Source organism: Ignavibacteriota bacterium (assembly GCA_013285405.1).
In the GTDB taxonomy this organism is placed as follows: Bacteria; Bacteroidota; Ignavibacteria; order Ignavibacteriales; family Ignavibacteriaceae; genus IGN2.
Genome location: CP053446.1, coordinates 1,496,568 through 1,512,939, shown reverse-complemented (window position 1 = coordinate 1,512,939; position 16,372 = coordinate 1,496,568). Strand labels below are relative to the sequence as shown.

Here is a 16,372-nt window from a genome sequence, read left to right as displayed (position 1 = left end):
CTGATTCCGTTCATCATAAAAAATTTTCAACGATCCTAAACTTTTCTTTAACTTGTACCATCGCTATCAGTTTAATTCTGTACTGTCTTCAATCATCATAATTAGAAAGAAATGTTTGTAACCAGGAATTACAAATTATCTAATGTATTAATCTACACCGTAATCGGAACTGTAACCGGTACTATAATCGGATTTCTGATACATTACACAGATAACCTTGATATTCCTGAACCAACGATCAGAGGATTTTTCATTGGATTTTTAGTTGGTACCTCCATTGGTTTGTGTGAAGAATTTTTATTTTTAGATAGATTCAGACGAAAACCATATTTCTTTCTACTCCTGTTCAGAACAATAGTTTACTCGGCTGTGATTGTATTTCACGAAATATTAATTAATACAGCGAGTAATTTTTTAATAAAAGATCTGCCAATCAGTGAATCACTCTATAGTGCTATCAACAGGGAAAATTTTCCAAGAGATATCTCGATCATTGCATTAATTTCAACAGCATCTATTGCAATATTGCAGATAAGAAGACTTCACAGACCTGGCGATCTTTTAAAATATGTTACCGGCAGATATCATCTTCCTGAGGAAGTAAATAAAATTTTTCTTTTTATTGATTTAAAATCATCCACAGCAATCGCCGAAAGGATTGGAAATACAAAATACAGTTCTTTTCTGATTGACTATTTCCATGATATGACTGGCGCAATTCTTATGTCAAAAGCGGAGATCTATCAATACATTGGTGATGAAATTATTTTAACATGGTCTTTTAATCAGGGGGTGAAGTACGCCAGATGTATTAATTGTTTTTTTGATATTCTGACCGCTATTGAGTGGAATAAAAACGAGTACATGAAAAAATATGGAGTTCATCCACAATTCAAAGCAGCTTTACATGCAGGATTTGTTTCTGTAACATGGATTGGTACAATAAAAAAAGAAATTGTTTATCATGGTGATGTAATTAACACAACTGCAAGAATACAGGAAGAATGTAATAAGTATGATCAGACGTTTTTAATTAGTGAATATATGTTTCAAAATATTGAGCTTCCTGAATATCTTCGCTCTGAATTTGTTGGCGAACTCCAGTTAAAGGGAAAAGAGATGAAAGTTAAAATTTTCGGTTTGAAGAGTATTGCTGAGGTTTAAATTAATTTCGAATAAAAATTTGTAAAAAACAGGTTATTCTTATTGCTTTTCTTTTAATGATATCGCTAAGTTTTTTAATCAAGACAACAAATAGCACAATTTATCTTTATTAGTAATTTATTCTTTTAAAACAGAGCTTGGAATAAAAAATATTTTAAAAAAGACTGGTAATAAATTTGAAGTCAGCAAATAATTAATATTCGATAAAATTAAAGAGCAACATTTGTTCGGATTTAGAAAAAGGAAAAGAGAAAAACTTCGTGCAACAGAGTTGAAATCAGAATGGAAAGAAATAATAAATAGAAATGTCAGATTCTATAATTACCTTTCCGATGATTTGAAAACAGAACTTCATGGATTAATACAAATTTTTCTAAATGAAAAAATATTTGAAGGTTGTGAAGGTCTTTTAATAACAGATGAAATTAAAATAACTATCGCTGCTCAAGCGTGTCTCTTACTATTAGGAAGACAGAATGATATCTACCCGACTTTAAAAACTATTCTTGTTTATCCCGATGCTTATTATGCACCATTCAATCAGAGAATGGAAGATGGTTCAGTAATAGAAGGATATCAGGCAAGACTTGGTGAATCCTGGTCACGTGGACAAATTGTATTAGCTTGGAACGAGATTTTAAAAGACACTAACGATATTCATGATGGTCATAATCTTATTTTTCATGAATTTGCTCACCAGCTTGATAACGAATCAGGAGCTGCCGAGGGTATTCCTGAATTTGATAAGCGTTCATCTTATATTGTTTGGGCAAGGGTATTAACAAAAGAATACAATAAATTATTAAGTGAAATCATTCAACATAAACATCACTTACTTGATAATTACGGAGCTACTAATCCTGCAGAATTCTTTGCTGTGGCAACTGAATTTTTTTTTGAAAGACCAATGGAACTTAAGAATTTACATCCGGAGTTATATGAACAATTCAAAAGTTTCTATAAATTAGATACCGCCGGAATGTTTCTGAAAAAGTAAAGCAGGAAAAAAATTTTATGAAAGACAATCATATTTCTATTGGAAAAATTATTGGTGTGCCTATTTATCTGGATTATTCATGGTTTTTAATTTTGGTATTGCTAACCTGGATGCTTGCTCAAAATTATTTTCCTCAAGAATATAAAGACTGGACAAAATTCTCTTACTGGTTTGTAGGACTTGTAACTTCATTTATTTTCTTTTTGAGTATAGTGCTTCATGAACTCGGTCATTCAATTATTGCAAAAAAATATAAGCTTAGAGTTAGAAGAATAACTCTTTTTATATTTGGCGGTGTTGCTGAGATTACCAAAGAACCACCCAAATCATCAGCCGAATTTTGGATTGCAATTGCTGGTCCGATTACAAGTTTTTTACTTGCCGGAATTTTTTATTTATTAGACAAAGCCTTTAAAGGCAGTGAATATCTTGCTGCACCTTTTCATTACCTTTCATATATAAATTTTATTTTAGCAGTGTTCAATTTAATTCCGGGTTTTCCGCTGGATGGCGGAAGAGTTTTTAGAGCAATTGTTTGGGGTATAACAAAGAATATTAAAAAAGCCACCACAATCGCGGCAAATGTTGGAAGGTTTTTCGGTTTCTTATTTATTATGATCGGCATATTCCAAATTTTCCAAAATAATTTTATAGATGGTGTGTGGATAGCATTTATCGGTTGGTTTCTTGACAATGCTGCAGTATCTCAGATTAGAAGACAGGCTTTGGACGAACTTCTGTCCGGACATCTTGTTAGTGAAGCAATGTCAACTGATTTTGGTATAGTGTATCCAGATTCAAATATTCAGGAGATAATTGATAATCATTTTATTGGCGCCAATCGAAGATGTTTACTTGTCAAAGAAAATAATTCGGTTGTTGGTTTTATAACACCCAATCAGATTAATTCTGTTCCCAAAGAAGAGAGACAATTCAAAACCATAAAAGATTTAATGATTCCCGAGACAAACATTATTAAAATTAATGCTGACGCACAATTATTAAATGCATTAAAATTAATGGATGAAAATGGTATCGCACAATTACCAGTAACTGAGGGAGAAACGTATGTGGGAATTTTAAGTCGTGATACTGTAATCAAATTTATGTTTGAACTTCACAGAATTGGTCATTAAAAATAAAACATATCGAATTGCTGATAGTACAACCACTAAATTTCTACTATCTGAAAATTCTCTTTACAAAAAAATAGATTCAATCATCTTTTTGACATAAACTCTTCTAATTCCTGTCTGTTACCAACCTGATCTTATTGATGGTTTCATCACCTCGAAATAAAATAACAGGATTTACCAGACAAAAGCCTAACTAATTTCTCCTCAGCAACCCATTTTGATCTTTTTGATAATGACTTCTATTAGAGTGAATAATGCCAATTTCACAAACATTAAAATATTTTAATTCGTTGTTAACCAGTTGTTAATTATTCCATAACAAATTTACCTCTGTATAATGAAATAATATTTAAAAGGAATTTAAAATGAACGCATTAAGAAGATTAATTTCTATTAAAAGTCTGCTGTTTCTTTCAACAATGCTCTCTCTGATGGTAACTAACAGAGGTGTTTCACAAATCGACACGGGCAAATTAGTAACCGATGTTGAAAACAAAATTGAAAATTATTACACAGAAAATTTTAAGATTTCAGCCGACAAAAACGGAATTGTATCAATTAGCGGAGAAGTCAATACTCTGTTTGACAAATTAAAAATTGGTGAATTGGTCTCTGAAGTTAAAGGCGTTAAAGAAATACATAACAACATACAGGTTCAAAACGTTATTACTGCAGATGATATAATTAAAGCTAACATAGAAAATGAAACTAAATTAAATGACGCTATTCTCGAACCAGAAAAAATCAAAATTGAAGTTAATAATGGAGTAGTAACTTTGTCAGGGACAGTAAGTTATTTCAGGGAGAAACTAATGATGCAGACTATTGCATCCTGGCAGGATGGAGTATCTGATTTAATAGATCACATAAGCGTAATGTCACCGTCAGCTGCAAAAAGTGATGCCAACTTAACTGAAATTATAATTGACCTGCTTAATAATAATTTTCCACTTGAGAAAAATATTATGTTTGATATAAATAATGGTTCCGTTAATCTGTATGGTACGGTGAACGACTTGTATGCAAAGAACCATATTCAGGAAGATATCCAACGTATTATTGGAGTTAAGAATGTTGTAAATGAAATGAAAATTATAAACAATTCATAAAAATCATAAATAAAATATTAAAATGAATAAGAGAAAAATTTTATTGAAGATATTTCATCTGGTATCGGCAGGGCTTTTGTTTCTGTTAGCTGTGAGCTGCTCTTCAACTGAAAACATTTCAGATTATTCCGGTCATAGTAGCTATGATATTGATGATCTTAATACCTATGGAGAATGGGTAGATGTAAATCCTTATGGTGAAGCATGGCAGCCGTTTGTTGTAAATGGATGGATACCTTTTGATTATGGACATTGGGCTTTTGCAGATGGAAACTGGACATGGATTTCTTATGAACCTTTTGGCTGGATTGTATATCATTATGGATATTGGTACAACGATCCGTTTTACGGCTGGGTTTGGATACCTTCTGACAATAATTGGGCGCCAGCAAATGTAATGTGGATAACCTATGATGATTTTGTTGGCTGGGCACCTTTGCCTCCACCGGGAATTATTTATGGAAACCCATGGGAGAGCGGTGAACATAGTCATTGGCATGTTGTTAAACTTGCTGACTTCACAAAGGATGATATTCATGATTATGCAATATCTAATCCACCTGCCAGAATTAATGAGTTAGACGGTACGAAAAAAAATAACAGAGTTCCACCGAGCAAGTTCACTATCGAACAATCAACTGGAAGGAACGTTTCAGATGTAATGATAAATCATGAAAAGGTTAAACTGCCTCCAAGACAAATTCAAAAAATGACTTTGTCTCCTGATGAAAACAAAAGAATCGTAAAAAGCTCTCAACGAGTGAGAGATAATATTTTAATGCCAAAAAAGGAATTTCAAATACAACGGGAAAAAAGTAACACGTCTCAAAAATAATATGTTATCCTTCTTCAAATGATGAAAATGAATCTCCAATTAAAAACACTTCAAGAGATGAGCATTACTACATAAGTCCCGCCCTTTAATTTTTCGTCCATTGCTTAAAATATTTTTTGATATTGCTTATAAAGTTTTAAGTTTAGCCAACTTTGATTCAGGCATCAAAATAATTTTTCTCTTGATTATGATCAGCAGCTTTTTGAAACAAGAAAACGAATAGCGAACTTACACACCTGAATTTTCAGCTTAAACTTATGAATCAGTCAACTTCATTAAGAAAACGTATCATTAACTTCTTCGGGCTTAACAAAAGCATGACAGGTATGATTATAATGGTCGTACTAATTATGCTTGGAGAAAAAATGGGGGAACGATTTCTTCCTCTTTACATTCTTGCAATCGGTGGAACAAACCTTGCGGTTGGATTCTTAAATGCAATGGATAATCTTTTAAGTGCATTGTATTCATTCCCCGGTGGATATTTGAGCGATAGAATAGGATACAAAAAAGCATTGATGTTGTTTACTTCAGTTGCGATGCTTGGATATCTTATCGTAATTATTTTTCAATCATGGCAAGCTGTTTTTATCGGGTCTGTTTTTTTTATTTCGTGGAGCGCGGTTTCGCTTCCGGCAATTATGAGCTTAATTTCAAAGGCTGTTCCTTCAAACAGAAGAGCGATGGGAGTTTCAGTTCATTCAATTGTAAAAAGAATTCCGATGTCGCTTGGTCCTTTGCTTGGGGGAACTATTATTTCGATTTATGGAACTACATCAGGAATAAGAATTTCATTCATTGCTGCTTTTGTCCTTGGAATTATATCTCTTCTTGTGGTCTATTTTCTAATGGAAGATGAAATTGTTGCTCCTAAAAGCAGTAACATAAAAGAATTGCTCAGGTTAAAATATTTTAACCCGTCACTTAAAAATTTATTAGTGTCTGATATGCTCATAAGATTTGCTGAGCAAATTCCATACGCTTTTGTGGTAATCTGGTGCGTGAATTATCTTGGCATCAGTGCGTTTCAGTTTGGAATTTTAACTGCTGTTGAAATGATAACTTCAATGTTGATTTACATTCCGGTTGCTTATTACGCGGACAGACATTTCAAGAAGCCTTTCATTCTGATAACTTTTATCTTTTTTACAATCTTTCCAATAATAATTTATTTTTCTGAATCATTTACAGCCCTTGTGTTTGCATTCGTTGTACGAGGATTGAAAGAATTTGGGGAACCAACACGAAAATCATTAATAATGGATCTTGCACCGGATGGTGCGAAAGCAGAAACATTCGGAACTTATTATTTATTCAGAGATGTAATTGTTTCGGGGGCAGCTTTAAGCAGTGCATTCCTTTGGAATATTTCGCCGTTTACAAATTTTATGACTGCATCTGTTTGCGGAGTGATAGGTACAGTTTGGTTTGCTGTTTGGGCAAAAGATATCAAGCAGTCAGTAAAAAATTAATTTATCATCGCAATTTGCCTTCAATTCTTTTATTACTAATTTTCAGTCACTGCATTAAGTCGTTACTTTAAACGAACCTTTCCGGTCAGCAGTAATTTAAATCAAAAAAATAATGAGTTTATCTTTGTCGGAATTGTAGGTCAATAATTTTAGGAGGATTAAATGAAACGAGTGCTCTCCGAACAAACTACAGAGGAAAATCTCTTAACGAAATTAATTTTCTCGGTTATATTTTTATTACTCTTCACGATATCTTGTTCAGATCAAAAAGTATCCAATACACAAAAAACCTACTTGACTCCAGATATTATGTGTGGTACAGTTCAGTTTTCTGATGGATGTAGTCCGAAACTTGATACTCTAATCGCTTTCGGAATTGCATTGATTCATCATATGACTTACGACGATGCAGAATATACTTTCAATAAAGTTATAGAACTGGATAAAGATTGTTTCTGGGGATACTGGGGGAAGGCAATGACATTGATTCATCCTCTATGGCCGGACATTCCCGATGAGAAAACTTTAAACGATGGTTTTGCACTTTGTCAGAATGCTTTAAAGCTTGCAGAGACTGAAAAGGAAAAACTTTATGGGGCTGCTGTTGCTTCATTCTTTGAAGATGGAGTAAATAAAACAGAGCCGGAAAGATTAGAAGCATTCAGAATTGGGTGGAAGACTGCATCAGAACAATTGCCTGATGATATTGAAGCAAAAATGTTTTCTGTGTTATCAATGCTTGCAACAGTCAATCCAACTGATAAATCGTACAAGGAACAAATTGAAGCTGGTGCGATTTGCGAAGAAGTAATGAAAATAATTCCCGATCATCCTGCTGCATTTCATTATGCGATTCACGCGTATGACTATCCTCCGCTTGCACTAAATGCAATCAGAGTTGCACGAGAATATTATATGCTTGCACCGGAAGTCCCTCATGCATTGCATATGCCCACCCATATCTTTACAAGGCTTGGTTACTGGCAGGAATCTATCGACCTGAATTTGAGATCTGCTGCTGCTGCATGGAAAATGCCTGTCAATGGTCAAATATCAAATCACTATTTCCATGCTCTCGACTATGCAGTATATGCATATTTACAACTATCACAATTCGAAAAGGCAAAAGAAATCTCTGATATACTTGATACGCTCCATGGATCATTTCAGCCATTACCCCAAATTGCATATTCGCTTGCTGCGATTCCTGGCAGAATGGCTCTTGAATACCAGAACTGGACCGAAGCAGCACATATATCTCTTTCACATTTAAACTTTCCTTGGGAAAAATTTCCACAGTATGAAGCTCTTATTTATTATGCAAGAGGAATCGGAGCCGGAAGAATCAAGAACTTAGAAATTACAAAACAATCAATTCAAAAATTAGAAGAGCTTCAAAAAACTTTCACAGATGTTGAATCAAACAGGTACTGGATTAATCAAATAGAAATACAAAAGAAAGTTGTTAAAGCGTGGGAACTATATACACAAAATGAAATGGAGAAATCTTTAGAAATGATGATTGTTGCAGCAGATCTTGAAGATGCAACAGAAAAAAATCCCGTTACACCGGGAACTTTATTGCCTGCAAGAGAAATGCTTGGAGATCTGTATATGGAATTGAATCGTCCAAAGGATGCACTAATTCAATATGAGTTATCGTTGAAAAAAAATCCGAATCGATTCAACTCAATTTTCGGTGCTGGAAGATCAGCCGAATTAATTGGCGATAAAAAGAAAACAGAATATTATTATAATCAACTATTGAAACTAAATAACAGTTCAACAAGACAACAGATAGTACACGCCAAAAGTTTAGCGACACATATCTGAATTGATTTTATCTGTAATCTCATAATTCAACTAAAATCGGTTGGTGGATTGGTATATCACCTGAAAGAAATGTCTGGTTTGTGTTGCCAATCACCAATAGTTGCTGATTTTTTGTTTTTGAAGTAAGTTACTTAAGAAAAGGAATTTATATCATTAAAAGTATTACTTCATATTTTACTATTTAAACTGATCCGTCAATCTTAAATGAAAAAAAAATTGCAGCAGGATACACGTAAGCTTACAAAGCTTGAAAAAGAATTGTCGGCAAAAAAGTTCGAACTTAAAATTGAATCTGCCCTGGAAAAAGTTCGGACTTCAGCTCTTGCAATGAAACGTCCCTCAGATATGGTAAAAGTCTGTAAGATCATTTCAGACCAGTTCAAAACATTTGGCGTGAAAAACCTTCGTAATGTGCAGACTGTTATTCTCATTGAACATAAAAATTCTTATTTCAATTATCAATACTTCACGGCTTATAAAAAAGGTATAGTTGAAGAAGCAGAATACAATAAACATCCCAGGGCCCGCAATCTGGCGGAGACAATTAAAAAGTCAGCAAATGCATTTCTAAATGATAGTTTCAATGGGAAATCACTGGAGGTGTTCCGTAATTACAGGAAATTAGATAATCAATTTGCTGATCCAAAATTAGATAAAGCCAAATCAGTTCACTTTTATTTTTATTCCATCGGACCTGGTGCATTGGGTTTATCAATGTATGATAATCCACTCTGTGCTGAAGAAATAAGTTTACTTAAAAAATTCCGTAACGTATTTGAACTCGCTTACAAAAGATATACTGATATCGCTCTTGCCGAAGTACAGACAAGGGAAGCAAAGATTGAAGCTTCACTTGAAAGAGTGCGGGCTGTTGCAATGGGAATGAAAATTCCTTCTGATATGCTCGATGTTTGTAAGACAGTCTTCCTTCAGCTTCAATTATTAAATGTTAAAGAAATACGCAATGTTCAGACTGCCATCTTCTACGAAGAACGTGGTACATATATGAACTATGAATATTATGCAAAGCATAATAAAACAATTATCACCGAAACAATTTATACCAACAATAAACTTCATAAAAAATTTGCTCAACAAATGCTTAAGGGTAAGGGAGAAACTTTCATCACCCATATAAAAGGCAAAAAAGTTAAAGACTGGATTGACTACCAAAAAACTACGAATGTTTTTATTGATAAATATTTAAAGACGGCTTCCTCGCTTAGCTATTATTGGTTCTCGCTTGGTCCGGTTGCACTCGGAATTTCAACGTATCATCTTTTAACTGAAGAAGAAATTAATTTATTCAAGAGATTTCTAAAAGTATTTGAACTTGCGTATCAACGATTTCTGGATATTGAACTGGCAATCGCTCAAGCAAGAGAAGCTCAGATTGAAGCAGCATTGGAAAGAGTAAGAAGCCGGTCTTTGGCAATGCATAAAAGTGACGAGCTGAAAGATGTGATTCGGGTGGTGCTTGAACAATTTGTGCATCTCAAAATCAATGCAGAACACGCAGGTTTTTATATTGATTATAAAGTTCACGATGACATGCACATCTGGCTGGCTGACCCCAACATTGAACCATTCTTTGCTATCATTCCATACTTTGATACACCAACCTGGAACAGTTTTTTGGAGGCAAAAGCAAAGGAAATCCCCTTTCACACCGACCTGTTGAATTTCAAAGAAAAAAATGATTTCTATCTATCCCTTTTTAAACTATTTGAGATACCTGAAGAAGCAAAGAAATTTTATTTGCAATGCAAGGGTCTTGCTGTTTCCACAGTGTTATTAGATACTGTTGGATTGTACATTGAAAATTTTTCCGCTATTCCTTACACCGATGATGAGAATAAAATACTTTTGCGTTTTGGAAAAGTATTTCAGCAAACTTATACCCGTTTCCTCGACTTGCAAAAAGCAGAAGCTCAGGCAAGAGAAGCAAAAATTGAAGCAGCGTTAGAACGCGTACGTGCAAAAGCAATGGCTATGCATACTTCTGAAGACTTATCCGAAACCGTTAGTTTATTTTTTAAGGAATTAAAATCACTGAATGTTTTACCATGGAGATGCGGTGTTGGAAGAATTGATGAGGAAACACGTACAACTTATCTCACAACAACATCTATTACGAAAGATGGAGATATTATTGAAGTTTCCGGAAAATTGAAACAAACAGGTCATCCCGTTCTTGATGGAATTTTTGATCACTGGAAAACTCAGAAAGAATATTTCCCGGTACTTCGTGGAGTAGAGATAAATAAATATTATTCAATAATAAAACCTCAGATTGCTTATCCTGATTATCCGCTTGATGTCGTACAATACGGCCATAACATTCCATTCAAAGAAGGATTTATTTTTGCTTGGACGGAGAACAAGTTGTCTGAAGATGAACTTCAAATATTCAGAAGGTTTAGTTCTGTACTCAGTCTTACATATAGACGATATCTGGATTTGAAAGAAGCAGAAGCGCGTACAGTTGAAGCAATAAAACAAGCCTCTCTTGATCGTGTTCGTGCAGAGATTGCTTCGATGAGAACATGTGATGATCTTAACCGGATCACACCGATTATCTGGCGCGAATTAAAAACACTTGGTGTGCCTTTTTTCCGATGTGGCGTTTACATTATTTACGAGAAGTCAGAAAGAGTGAATGTTTATCTAACAACACCAGATGGCAAATCACTCGGAGTGCTAAACTTATCTTTCGACACGAACGAGATTATTAGTAGGACGATTGACCATTGGAGAAATAAGTTGGTTTACATAGCACATTGGAATAAAGAAGATTTTATAAATTGGACTAAATCATTAATTAATAGCGGACAGGTACCAAATGCAGAAACATATCAAGGTGCAGCAGAACCACCCAAATCGCTGGATTTACATTTTGTACCTTTTGCACAAGGAATGCTTTACATTGGCGATGTTAAACCACTCGCAGAAGACAAACTTGATTTAGTAAGAACATTAGCCGAAGCATTTTCAATGGCATATGCACGATATGAAGACTTCAGTAATTTAGAAGATGCAAAAAATAAAATCGAAGTAACATTAGATGAATTAAAAGCGGCTCAGGTACAGCTTATTCATTCAGAAAAAATGGCATCACTTGGTGTGTTAACAGCAGGCATTGCACACGAAATTAAAAACCCATTGAACTTTGTAAATAATTTTTCTGAACTTTCCAGAGAATTAATAGATGATGTAAAAACAGAATTGCAGAATAAAAATGAAACAGAAGTTATTGAACTGCTTGAAAATTTAAAACAAAACCTTGAGAAGATAAATCAGCATGGAAAACGTGCTGATTCAATCGTTAAGGGAATGCTTCTTCATTCAAGAGGAACTTCAGGTGAAAAAGTTTTAACAAATATTAATGATCTTCTTGATCAGTATGTTACACTTGCATACCATGGGTTGAGAGCGCAGGACAAGGAATTCAATATTACAATTGAAAAGGATTATGATAAATCCCTCGAGAAAATTAATGTTGTTCCACAGGATATTAGCAGAGTATTTTTGAATATAATTAATAATGCCTGCTATGCAGCTTATGATAAGAAAAAGAATAGTGAAAATATTTTTAATCCAATTCTAAAAGTTTCAACAAAGAACTTAAACGGAAAGGTTGAAATAAAAATTGGCGACAATGGGAACGGAATTCAGCCCGATCATCTGGATAAAATTTTTCAACCATTCTTTACCACTAAACCAACCGGAGAGGGAACAGGATTAGGTTTATCGTTGAGTTATGATATTATTGTTAAACAACATCAGGGAAATTTAGAAGTTGAGACAGAAGAAGGTAAATTTACAGAATTTATTATTACACTGTCTAAAGAAAATAATTGATTTTAAAAATGAACTTTCCGATCTCTATATATTTAATTCAATTCATCACTATTATTTTTTGTGAATTTATTTCTGCTCAAAATCCAAACTTACGATTTAAGCATATAGATATAGAACAGGGACTTTCACAGAATATGATTAAAGATATTCTACAGGACAGCAAAGGGTTTATCTGGATTGCTACATGGGATGGACTGAACAGATTCGATGGCTATAATTTTAAAGTTTACAAACATATTGATGGTGATTCAACTAGTTTAAGAATAAATAAAATTTCCTGTTTATCAGAAGATAAAGAAGGAAGATTGTGGATTGGTACTTTTGGAGGTGGGTTGAGTCTGTTCAACAGGGAAGATGAAACTTTTACTAATTACATTCATAATCCGGAAATAAGTTCAAGTATCTCTTCAGATCTTATAAATTCAATTTTTGAGGATAATCAAAAGAGAATTTGGATTGGAACACGCACAGGTCTTTCTTTAATAGAAAAAAACACGGCTTTTAAATCAAATAAGAAAATTAATTTTATCAATTTCAAATTTGATCCGCAAAATCCTGACATTATAAATAATAGTGTGTTTGATGTTTTTGAAGATAAATCCGGAGTGATATGGCTTAGTACTTATGAAGGAGCTTTAATTAAACTCTTACCAGATAAAAAAGGTTATGAGTTTATCAGCTATTATTCGGAATCTAAAATATCTCCCAGCAACTTAATTGATTTTATTATTGAGGATAAGATCCATTCAGGATTGTTTTGGATTAATGATTATTACAAAGGAATTGTCTGGTTCGACAGCAAATCCGGAAAATTTCTTTATCAATATCCTTACTCTGACTTTAGTAAAAGTATTCCGCTTGAAAATGTTATGAGTATTTTACTTGATTCAGACGGCGAGTATTGGTTAGGAACTCACGCATTGGGAATATATGTATTTAACCCTAATAAAAATTCAGCCTTAGAAAAGATTGATCATTTAAATATCGATCCGTTGGATCCTCTGGGAATTTATGCACCTAATATTACCAACTTTTACGAGGATAAATCCGGTTTAATCTGGATTGGGACTAATACTAACGGCTTATATATCCATAACAAGGATACGAAAAAATTCTTTAGCTTTCATAATAATGCTTTTGATCAAAATTCATTAATTAGTGATAACGTGCTGAGTGTTTTAGAAGATAAAGATGGAAATGTTTGGATCGGAACTGAACTTGGTCTGGATAAATACAACCCGGTTACAAAAAAATTTAATCACTTTAATAATGATAATGAAGTAAACGGAACAAGTTCCAACATAGTTTACAGCTTGCTCCAGGATACTCAGGGAACAATCTGGATTGGTACTTCTGATGGACTTGATAAATATAATCCTTTAACAAATTCTTTCACCCATTATCGTCATAATCCTAAAGACCCCAGTAGTATAAGTAATGGTGAAATAATAAAAATATTTTCTGATTCAAAAGGTAATTTATGGTTTGGAAGCTGGAATGGCGGATTGAATAAACTAATCTCTACACCAAATGAAAAAAAACCTAAATTTCTTCATTATAAATTTGATAAAGATTATCCGGGCAGCATAAGCGACAACAGAATTATGAGCATTGCAGAGAGTTCCGATGGACAATTATGGATCGGAACTGCTGACGGCGGATTAAATATGCTTATCTCAGATTATCGTTTTAATAAAGATGGTTCAATCATCCAGCCTAAATTTAAAAGTTATAAGCATAATCCTAAAGATCCTAACAGCATTAGTGGTAATGATGTGAGAACAATTTTAATTGATGCGAAAGGAATTCTTTGGCTGGGGACATTTGGGGGAGGATTAAATAAATTTATTCCTCCAAAGAATGATAATGACACTGCTAAATTTATTCATTACAGACAGCGAGATGGTTTACCAAATGATATTGTGAGAGGAATTCTCCAGGATGATTCAGGAAAATTATGGATTGGTACTGCTTATGGATTATCCCGGTTCAATCCGGACGATAACACTTTTCTGAATTTTGATCAGTCCGATGGTTTAAAAACAATTAAGTTCGAAGATGTTTCTTTCAGAAGCAAGAAAAATGGTAAAATATATTTTGGCGGTATTGGTGGAATTAATGTATTTGACCCTAAAGACATAAAAGGCAATTTCTTTAAACCAGAAATTCTTATAACATCTTTGAAAAGATATAATGAAGACACCGGTGAAATGGTTGAAGAAAAAGGAATTTCTGAAAAAGAGAAATTGATTCTCTCATACCAGAATAACATTTTGAATTTTGAATTCTCGGCACTGAATTATTACAGCACAGGAAAGAGTAACTACGCATATAAACTTGAAGGTTATAATAATAATTGGATTATCCTTGGAAACAAAAGAGATGTTACCTTAACAAATCTTAAACCCGGCGAATATACTTTGATTGTTAAATCTTCAGGTAACGATGGAACCTGGAACGAAAATAGTAAACCATTTATTATTATTATTACACCGCCTTGGTGGCGAACTAACTGGGCTTATGCTTTTTATGGATTTCTTATCCTGTTAGGAATTTTTGCAACAGACAGAATTATGCGTCGGAAAGTAATCAGGAAAGAACGTGATAAGGCTAAGTTACGTGAAGCAGAATTATTAAAACAGCAGGCTGACGAACTTGAAACAGTAGATCGATTAGTCAGAATAATAAACAATGCCGAAGATCTTGACAATCTTTTCAACTCTTTACTAAAACAAACGATGAACTTTATTCCGCAGGCTGAAATGGCTGCTGTATTTCTGCTGGATAAAAAAGACAATCTTTTTAAAGTTGCATTCACCGCTGGTTATAAATTAAACGAGCTTGATAAAATATCTTTCACCGCAGAAGAATTAGCAAAGCGCTATACATTAAATTCAGATGAAGTTGAGAAAGGAATTTATATTATAAATTCTCCGGGAAGGTTATTTGGGGACGAAAAACTGTCTGAAATTAGAAAGCCCAAATCAATGCTGATAATGGCAGTCGAAAGAGATTCAACTACTGAAGCATATGTTGTATTTGATAGTTTTTCAGATGAAAAACCTTTCGATCGATCGGCTGCAAGGTTACTGAACAGATTCCGGGAACATGCTATATCCGCAATATCAAAAGCTCAGTCAATTAAAATACTTCGTGACAAAAATGACGAAATAGTAAGAACTCAGGAACAACTTGTAACACAACAAAAACTTGCATCATTGGGAGCTTTAACTGCCGGCATCGCACACGAAATTAAAAACCCATTGAACTTTGTAAACAATTTTTCCGAAGTTAGCCGCGAACTTCTCGATGAAATGAAAATAGAACTTCAGAATAATAATACCGAAGACGTTATTGAATTACTCGAAAATTTAAAACAAAACCTTGAGAAGATAAATCAGCATGGAAAACGTGCTGATTCAATCGTTAAGGGAATGCTTCTCCACTCACGGGGAAATTCCGGCGAAAAAGCGCTTGTAGATGTGAATGAACTGGTTGATCAGGATATAAACCTTGCATACCATGGTCTCAGGGCGCAGGATAAAGATTTCAACATAACAATTGAAAAAGATTATGACAGATCAATTGAAAAAATAAATTTTGTGCCGCAGGATATAAGCAGGGTAATTCTAAATTTAGTTAATAATGCCTGTTATGCAGCAAACCAAAAGAAACGAAAAAGCGGGAATGATTTTTCCCCGATACTTAAAGTATCGACAAAAAATCTGCAAGGTAAAGTTGAAATCCGGATACGGGATAATGGCTGCGGAATTCCTCAGTCAACAAGGAAAAATATTTTTAATCCATTCTTCACTACGAAGCCGGCTGGCGAAGGCACTGGTTTGGGATTATCAATTAGCTATGACATTATCGTAAAACAGCACAAAGGTGAACTCAGATTTGAAAGTGAAGAAGGAAAATTCACTGAGTTTATTATTATTCTCCCGAAGAATGAAAATTAATTA

At 33.8% G+C, this 16,372-nt stretch carries 9 protein-coding genes; all 9 read left to right on the top strand.

Annotation, left to right across the window (positions count from 1 at the left end):
* Positions 1–111: 111 nt before the first annotated feature.
* The 9 genes from HND39_06500 to HND39_06460 all read left to right on the top strand — a co-directional run bounded on the left by HND39_06500 (position 112) and on the right by HND39_06460 (position 16,369).
* The gene (locus HND39_06500) at positions 112–1,164 is read left to right on the top strand and encodes an adenylate/guanylate cyclase domain-containing protein (GenBank protein ID QKJ95959.1); all 1,053 of its coding nucleotides are present in this window, start codon (positions 112–114) and stop codon (positions 1,162–1,164) included.
* Positions 1,165–1,387: 223 nt separating this feature from the next.
* Positions 1,388–2,161 (top strand): zinc-dependent peptidase, encoded by a 774-nt coding sequence (locus tag HND39_06495; protein ID QKJ95958.1) that lies wholly within the window; start codon positions 1,388–1,390, stop codon positions 2,159–2,161.
* Positions 2,162–2,178: 17 nt separating this feature from the next.
* Positions 2,179–3,297, top strand: coding sequence for a site-2 protease family protein (locus HND39_06490; GenBank protein QKJ95957.1), 1,119 nt, complete (start codon positions 2,179–2,181; stop codon positions 3,295–3,297).
* Between the two features lie 365 nt (positions 3,298–3,662).
* Positions 3,663–4,406: a BON domain-containing protein gene (locus HND39_06485; protein ID QKJ95956.1), complete on the top strand. Its 744-nt coding sequence runs from the start codon at positions 3,663–3,665 to the stop codon at positions 4,404–4,406.
* A 22-nt stretch (positions 4,407–4,428) separates the two neighbouring features.
* Positions 4,429–5,241 carry a hypothetical protein gene (locus tag HND39_06480; protein ID QKJ95955.1) on the top strand — a complete coding sequence of 271 codons (813 nt, stop codon included), beginning with the start codon at positions 4,429–4,431 and terminating at the stop codon, positions 5,239–5,241.
* A gap of 257 nt (positions 5,242–5,498) precedes the next feature.
* Positions 5,499–6,713 carry an MFS transporter gene (locus tag HND39_06475; protein ID QKJ95954.1) on the top strand — a complete coding sequence of 405 codons (1,215 nt, stop codon included), beginning with the start codon at positions 5,499–5,501 and terminating at the stop codon, positions 6,711–6,713.
* Between the two features lie 162 nt (positions 6,714–6,875).
* On the top strand, positions 6,876–8,546 hold the full coding sequence (locus HND39_06470; GenBank protein ID QKJ95953.1) for a hypothetical protein: 1,671 nt from the start codon (positions 6,876–6,878) through the stop codon (positions 8,544–8,546).
* 1,098 nt (positions 8,547–9,644) lie between these two features.
* The gene (locus HND39_06465) at positions 9,645–12,407 is read left to right on the top strand and encodes a GHKL domain-containing protein (protein QKJ97908.1); all 2,763 of its coding nucleotides are present in this window, start codon (positions 9,645–9,647) and stop codon (positions 12,405–12,407) included.
* An 8-nt stretch (positions 12,408–12,415) separates the two neighbouring features.
* On the top strand, positions 12,416–16,369 hold the full coding sequence (locus HND39_06460; GenBank protein QKJ95952.1) for a GHKL domain-containing protein: 3,954 nt from the start codon (positions 12,416–12,418) through the stop codon (positions 16,367–16,369).
* The last annotated feature ends 3 nt before the right edge of the window (positions 16,370–16,372 follow it).

Excerpts from the sequence above, each read along its gene's own strand:
- HND39_06500 (QKJ95959.1), top strand. The coding sequence starts at position 112 with ATGTTTGTAACCAGGAATTACAAATTATCTAATGTATTAATCTACACC.
- HND39_06490 (QKJ95957.1), top strand. The coding sequence starts at position 2,179 with ATGAAAGACAATCATATTTCTATTGGAAAAATTATTGGTGTGCCTATT.
- HND39_06485 (QKJ95956.1), top strand. The coding sequence starts at position 3,663 with ATGAACGCATTAAGAAGATTAATTTCTATTAAAAGTCTGCTGTTTCTT.
- HND39_06480 (QKJ95955.1), top strand. The coding sequence starts at position 4,429 with ATGAATAAGAGAAAAATTTTATTGAAGATATTTCATCTGGTATCGGCA.
- HND39_06475 (QKJ95954.1), top strand. The coding sequence starts at position 5,499 with ATGAATCAGTCAACTTCATTAAGAAAACGTATCATTAACTTCTTCGGG.
- HND39_06470 (QKJ95953.1), top strand. The coding sequence starts at position 6,876 with ATGAAACGAGTGCTCTCCGAACAAACTACAGAGGAAAATCTCTTAACG.
- HND39_06465 (QKJ97908.1), top strand. The coding sequence starts at position 9,645 with ATGCTTAAGGGTAAGGGAGAAACTTTCATCACCCATATAAAAGGCAAA.
- HND39_06460 (QKJ95952.1), top strand. The coding sequence starts at position 12,416 with ATGAACTTTCCGATCTCTATATATTTAATTCAATTCATCACTATTATT.